Here is a 6,198-nt window from a genome sequence, read left to right on the forward strand (position 1 = left end):
GCGAAGTTCGCCTGTGCGTTGTATGTGTGCGGCGGGAAAGGAGAGGAACATCTGTGATCCTGCGCATCGATCAAACGTCATGCGAACCGCTGTACATGCAGATTCGCAACCAGATTGTAGCGGCCATTGCGCGCGGTGAGCTACTGGCAGGTGATGGGTTGCCGAGCGTTCGCCGGTTGGCGAGCGATTTGGGTATCAACTTGCATACGGTGAACAAGGCATACGCCGTACTGCGCGACGAGGGTTACCTTGTGATGCGCGGTCGTAGCGGCGCGTACGTGGCTGATGAGGCGCATGCGGCGTCGGCTATTCGTCGAGCGGATACCGAAGAGGCGCTTGTTCAGACACTGCAGTCGCTTGCGCTTGAGTACAAGGCCCGTGGCGGTTCGGCACAGAAGTTCTCCGAGCTCGCAACGCGCGCAGCAGCCGAAGCGTTCGCAGATCCTGGTATTGCAGGCGCTCGACGTGACGTGGGTGTACTGAGGGTAGATGCGGAAGGCAACTGCCTGGTCAGCACGGGTACGAACGCTGGTATGGGTGCGGTTGGTTTCACAGGTACAGGAAGATCTTGTTCTGTAGGTGGTTCCACCGCATCTTCTGCTCCTTTCGTTCCCTCTGCTTAACGAAGGAGCTTTCTATGGAAACCTTCTTTCCCCTTGCTCTGATCGTTCTCACGGTGCCGCTCACGGGCGGTCTTATGGCGGCGACTCCATATCTCATGCCCAAGCGCGAATGCTTCGCGGTAACTGTTCCCGAAAGCGCGAACGCTGACCCTCAAATCAAGGCGCTGAAGAGCCGCTATGCGTGCACGGTGGCTGCCCTGACGGTCGCCTTCACGTTGCTTGCTTCCATCGCGACGGTGCCGCTTACGCGAGCAAGTTACTCTGAGGCCGATGCTAACGTGCTCATTGGTGCAATCGCGCTTCTGGCGCTTATCCCTATAGCGGTGTCGTTTGGCCTCATGCTACGCAATCGCCGTCGGGTGATGGCGATCAAGCGTGAGCGCGGCTGGCATGCGCCGCGCCAGCAGGCGGCGGCCCTCGTGGCGGAGGGCGATATCCCTGGCCCCGTGTCGCTGGCGTGGAACTTGCTCTACCTGCCTGTTATGCTTTTCGTGGCCGCACTCGGTGTGATGTGGTATCCCCTTATGCCCGACATGATTCCTATGCACGCCGACTTTGCGGGTAACGTGAATGATTACAGCCCGAAAAGCCCCTGGTCGGTTTCGTTTCCCCTCATAGTGATCGTATTTCTTTGCGTGACGTTCGTGCTGTGTCACTGGTCGATGACGCGCTCGAAGCGTCCGACCAACCCTAGCGCGCCTATGACCTCAGCGCTCGCGTACGGCTTGTTCGTCCGTGCGCAGAGTATCTTACTGTTGGCATGTGGCTTGATTCTCTCGCTGACACTCGGCGTTGCGTTCATGGCGTCGGCAGTGGGCTTCATCACGCTCAATGCAGCGGCGGCTATTATTTGCATGGCGTGTGTGCCCATCGTGATAGGCTCCCTCATTTTGGCAGTGGTTTATGGGCAGAACGGGTCGCGCTTGTTCAAACACATGGAGGCTGCAGGCGCTGCCAGAACGAGTGTGGCGGCGGGCGTCCCGGTGAGTACAGGTTCGGGCACCTTGGATACCGACATGTCTCTCATGCTCTTCGACGACGATGCGCACTGGAAACTCGGCATCTTCTACTTCAATCCCGACGATGCAAGCCTGTGGCTACCCGAGCGTTTCGGTATCGGCTGGACCATGAACTTCGCACGTCCTGCAGCGTGGGCCTTCATTGGGGGGTTTGTGCTGCTGCTTGTGTTGTTTGTGGTGCTGTGCTTCGCCATTACATAACGTGAGAGTTGAGCGCTTGCAGAATTGAGCGGCTTGAGCGGCGTTTCTCCGACTTACACTTCCCACGACAAAAACGCCCAACGAACCGTTCGTGGTATCGCAAGACGGAGCGCCGCCTGAGGTCGTCCTTTTTCGTCGGGTTCGCCAGCGTGCTCGTTGGAAACTAGGTTGTCGTGCAGCCATTTTTGCAGGCGGGGTAGGGCACGCTCGCGCTGCTCATCGCTTGCGGTGTGTGCTGTGGCGTCGGCAATCATGCGCTTGTAAGTGAGATACGCCGCATCGAAGCTGTCAAACGTGTCGGTGCGTGTGTTGTCGATGTAGCTCACTGTAGGTTGGATCCCCTCGTTGGCTAGGATGTTGAATGCGTACTGGTAATCGCGTCCCGCTTGCGCACGCAGCCCGATAGCGCGCAGTACCCGCTCGTCAGTGCGCGGCGAGGCACCCGTTGCTAGTGTGATGCACACGCGCTTGCGGGCAACGGCGGTCAGACGCAACAGCGCATCGCGCAGATCGGCAACGGCAAGCGATCTGCTAGCAATACACACGTCAGCCGACTTCTTCCCAACTCCGAACAACCCCCAGTCATCTTCCCAGCTCATTTGTACAGTGGTGATGCCATCAAGATGCTCTGTGGCCTGTGTGGCGCGCAAAATGTCAAGCATGCCGCGCGAGAAGTCGGCGGCAATTACCGCGTGTCCCGCCCGCGCTAGCGGCAGGGCAAGCGCGCCGTTTCCACATCCCATGTCAAACACTGTGTTGCCCGGTTGGATATCCGCCAAACGCAGGAACGCTTCAATGTAGGCGCTTGGGGCGTCCTTCGTGGTGAACGTTTTTGAACGCTCATCCCAAAACGCAGCGTTGTCGGATCTACGACGAAGTGCCTGATAGTGTTTCCAGTCGTTGATCCAATCGGCTTCGATGAGTAAAGGGACATCGTTTTGCATGGGAATCCTCCATCGGTTGCGACTCTCATGTAGTGAGCCTGCCGCGTGCATGTGTTACGGGCTGCCCAGTCAGTCAAGCTGCGCGTCTGCCGCATTGCGGCTCCTTGGGAAACACAGAGCAAGACAGCCTTAATCAGTGTTTTCCTTGCGCGCCGCTGTAGCAGCAGGTTTTCTTCTATGGTACACCAACGGCTGTTGCAGCGCGCCTGTAGTGTTGCTGTATGCACTGCGTGTTTATCCCAATATACGCTACGCTCACGAAGTCCTAAAAAACCAGCACCCTTTCACCAGGTCGTATGTTCTGCTCGCGCCATTGGGGGTAACAAATTCGGCGGTCGTGTAGGTTAGTCCAGAGGAAAAAATGGGTTTTTCGAGTGCATTTTCGTCGGGTGTCACGTCTGTTGATCCCTCATCTGGGGAATCGGGTTGTTCGCTCTGCCAGGTCTGCCACGCTTCCCAACGGGTTTGCTCGTCAAGCCGAAGGGCCTTATGTGTTTCGATTTCGGTCAAGCTGGGGATGTAAATGACAGTGTGCTCGTTTGTGGCACCCCAGTCTTTCAGGCAGCTTACGGCCTTGCGCACATCGCAAAGGAGAGAGAAGACGTCGGGTAGGTAGTCCATTCCTTCGGCGTCGTGATCCAAGCGAAGACGGATTTCGTAAGGTTCCATCTGTAGTTTCAACCAGTCCAGGTGAAGGCCACCCGCATAGTGCGCATACTTGGGGTTGTTGCACTCTTGTAGCACGTTTAGCACAATGGAGAGCTTGTTCTTTAGGTACGGCCCTACGATCTCGTCCCATACCGCGTCTTGGGTGCTGTCGCCGGCGATCCAGTAGGGTCGGTTGCGACATTTCAGGCGGATGGTGAGACCAAGTTCTTCGGCGGGCTTACTGGTGAGTGGGTCGATGAAGTTGAACACGCGCTCGAGCATTGCGACCCCGTCAGGTGTTGCATGAGCGGGGTCGACTTCGATGTTTAGATAAGTGGTGGGCTTGTACATGACTCTATGCCTCCTTTACCTGGTCGTCATCTTCGCTGAGCAGTTCGGCCAGAAGGTTGTGATCCTCACGTGTATACGCTAGAGTCAGGTCTGCGAAGGCTCGGTAGAAGTCGAACTTGGTGTACTCGGGGACGTCCCCCGCGAACATATCGATCCAATTGAGAATATGGTCTTCCAGGAAGTTCTTCTGAACGGCAAGAAGGCTTATCGCCTCTGTTTCGTCTTCGGTCTTGAGGGCGATGTGTGTGCGTTCGCTCAACTCCTTCATGAAGAGCAGCTCGAGCGCAAGATGATCCTCGCTTTCGCGCCAGGAGTCGCTCTTGTCTAATCCTTGTGAACGGTATATAGCCAGCACCTCGTCACGCGCATCCTGCATGGTTAGTCCTGTGTTCGAGGTATACACCGACTCAAAGGGGTAAGCTGCTCGAGTGTCCAGCGTTCCGCTCCCTATGAAGGCTCGTGCGTAATCTACCGCTAGGTCGTCCAGAACCGTCTCGTGTGTCTTGCGAAGGAAGACGTACAGGCGCAGGTAGGCATCATCAACTTCGGCGTTGCCTGTGTTCTGGGGGAAGTGCATGTGCTTCAGTTCTTTCAGGAAGTCTTCGTCCACTTCCTTAAAATGGACGCGTGAAAGCAGGCCATACATACGTGCGCGTGACTGCATTATCTGCTGCAACTCTTCGTTTGCCATGGTTATTTCGACCTCCATTCGTTAAGGAGTTTTCTACCGGCTTCGGTGATAATCCAGTTTTTCTTCCAGATGAGTACGCCCGCCTGTTCCATTTTGTCCACCAGACGGCTGGCATAGAACGTGTGGACACCGAGACGGGAGTCATTCTCAAAGCGCTTCACGATGTCAGTAATATTGCGCCCCTGTTCGCAGTAGGCAAGGATGTCATAGAAGACGTCTTCGACGTTGGAATGTTCCTCAACTTGCTGGTGGAACTCTCGTTCGGGATCGATACTTTCCAAATAATCACGGCCCTCTTCTGTGGTGAGCCAGGTGCCCTCGGGTTCGTCCTCTATAACCAGATAGCCTAATCTGTCATAGACGGATCCACGCAAGCGTTCATCCTCGAGTTCTTCATCGTCTCTATTGGAGGTGAAGTCCTCCAACTCGTCGATGACCTCGTCGGTGTTATCCTCGGTGATAAAGGGAATCTCCCCGTTGATCTCGTTGTCGCTTCTGGATAGGGGAGCACCATCGCTGGTTTGCTCGCTCTCATCTAAAGCTTTATCGTTTTTGTCTTCAGGGTCGAGGTAGGCGAGAGCTCCCGCTTCGACAAGCATTTTGCGCAGAGCGATGGGTGAGAATGCACATTTGCAGAACTCGTATTCGGGTTCGACGGCGTCGTTAACCTCGGAGGTTGAGCACTCCGTAAGGCATGCTCTCAGAATGGCTGTCAGGTGACCCTTGTATGCCTTCATGCGTTCGAATAGCTGCGGGATGGCCTTATCGGGTGGAAGTGTTGGCTTTACGGAGGGGCTGAGCATAGAACCATAGGAGCCCACACCTGCTCCGGGGTTCATGAGACGGTTCTCAGGGTCATTCGGGTCATCGGGGCTGTTTGGTTCGTAGAAAGAAGAGTCTAATGTGCTGTCTTGGATTGCTGTGCTTGAGAGTGCGAAGCGCTGCGCTGCCCGCTGTGCTTGGGCAGGACCGAACGCGCGACTTCGCATCGTATCGGCTTCCTGTTGCATAGTGTGCTCTTCGGCTGCGGCAGCATTAGCATCGCGCGCTGCGACCAGCGTGTCTTGGGCTTGCCTGATAATCTGCTCTTGGATCTGCATGGCACTAAACACTCGGCGGCTTTCTTCGCCGGGTGCTCCCTGCATGGATGACCACCGTACGGGTTCTTCTTGCATGAACTACCTCCCTTTTCGTCTGCATCCGCTGCGTTGTTGCGCGCGAGTAGCTTCGTTTTCTGTGATGTACCTTATTTCAGGGAGTGAGGAAGGCATACCCACGAGGCGTGTGAAGTCTGGGATTTTGTGGATAACGGAAGGGGCACTTCTCATACTTACCGTGTGAGAAGCCATTAAACATGCAGGTCGAGCTAGCCTTTCTTATTCGGCCCTTCGCGGTTTTTAGTGGGTAGCACAGGGTGCCAACTGTGGGAAGTGTAGTTACAAGCGGGGCCAAGCGGTATCATTTAGCATGTAAGCGGAAACATACGGAGATGCCAAAATGAACCCACAAACGAAGATGCTGGCAACGATCATTGCAAAATCATTGAACCTCGGAGATGAGTGGACTGTTGTCGACGTTGAGATGAGGGATTGCAATCCCGATCCTGATGAACTGCATGTCTACATCGAAAGGACACCGGGGTATGCCTTAAGATGTCCGAGATGTGGGGCGATGCACGGTGTGTACGATACGCGCGAGCGCACGTGGCGCCATTTGGACAT

At 55.6% G+C, this 6,198-nt stretch carries 6 protein-coding genes and 1 pseudogene; 3 read left to right on the top strand and 4 right to left on the bottom strand.

Annotation, left to right across the window (positions count from 1 at the left end; translation table 11 throughout):
- Positions 1 to 53: 53 nt before the first annotated feature.
- Together G7Y43_RS07625 and G7Y43_RS07630 are read left to right on the top strand one after the other, a co-directional pair.
- Positions 54 to 623, top strand: a complete 570-nt coding sequence (locus tag G7Y43_RS07625) for a GntR family transcriptional regulator (protein ID WP_165045689.1) — start codon at positions 54 to 56, stop codon at positions 621 to 623.
- Between the two features lie 14 nt (positions 624 to 637).
- Positions 638 to 1,843: a DUF1648 domain-containing protein gene (locus G7Y43_RS07630; protein WP_165045691.1), complete on the top strand. Its 1,206-nt coding sequence runs from the start codon at positions 638 to 640 to the stop codon at positions 1,841 to 1,843.
- Between the two features lie 53 nt (positions 1,844 to 1,896).
- On the opposite strand, the gene G7Y43_RS07635 is transcribed toward G7Y43_RS07630, so the two are convergent.
- The 4 genes from G7Y43_RS07635 to G7Y43_RS07650 form a co-directional block, all read right to left on the bottom strand.
- Positions 1,897 to 2,787, bottom strand: a complete 891-nt coding sequence (locus tag G7Y43_RS07635; RefSeq protein ID WP_165045693.1) for a class I SAM-dependent methyltransferase — start codon at positions 2,785 to 2,787, stop codon at positions 1,897 to 1,899.
- Positions 2,788 to 3,042: 255 nt separating this feature from the next.
- Entirely contained in the window at positions 3,043 to 3,786 is a 744-nt protein-coding gene (locus tag G7Y43_RS07640; protein ID WP_165045695.1) for a hypothetical protein, read from the bottom strand.
- A gap of 4 nt (positions 3,787 to 3,790) precedes the next feature.
- Positions 3,791 to 4,477, bottom strand: a complete 687-nt coding sequence (locus G7Y43_RS07645) for a molecular chaperone (protein ID WP_241158199.1) — start codon at positions 4,475 to 4,477, stop codon at positions 3,791 to 3,793.
- Between the two features lie 2 nt (positions 4,478 to 4,479).
- Complete coding sequence (locus G7Y43_RS07650) at positions 4,480 to 5,652, bottom strand: hypothetical protein (RefSeq protein WP_165045699.1); 1,173 nt, start codon at positions 5,650 to 5,652, stop codon at positions 4,480 to 4,482.
- 322 nt (positions 5,653 to 5,974) lie between these two features.
- On the opposite strand from G7Y43_RS07650, the pseudogene G7Y43_RS07655 reads away from it, so the two are divergent.
- Positions 5,975 to 6,198: pseudogene (locus G7Y43_RS07655) on the top strand (hypothetical protein); the annotation flags it as partial.

It is taken from the genome of Adlercreutzia sp. ZJ138, assembly GCF_011038935.1.
In the GTDB taxonomy this organism is placed as follows: Bacteria; Actinomycetota; Coriobacteriia; order Coriobacteriales; family Eggerthellaceae; genus ZJ141.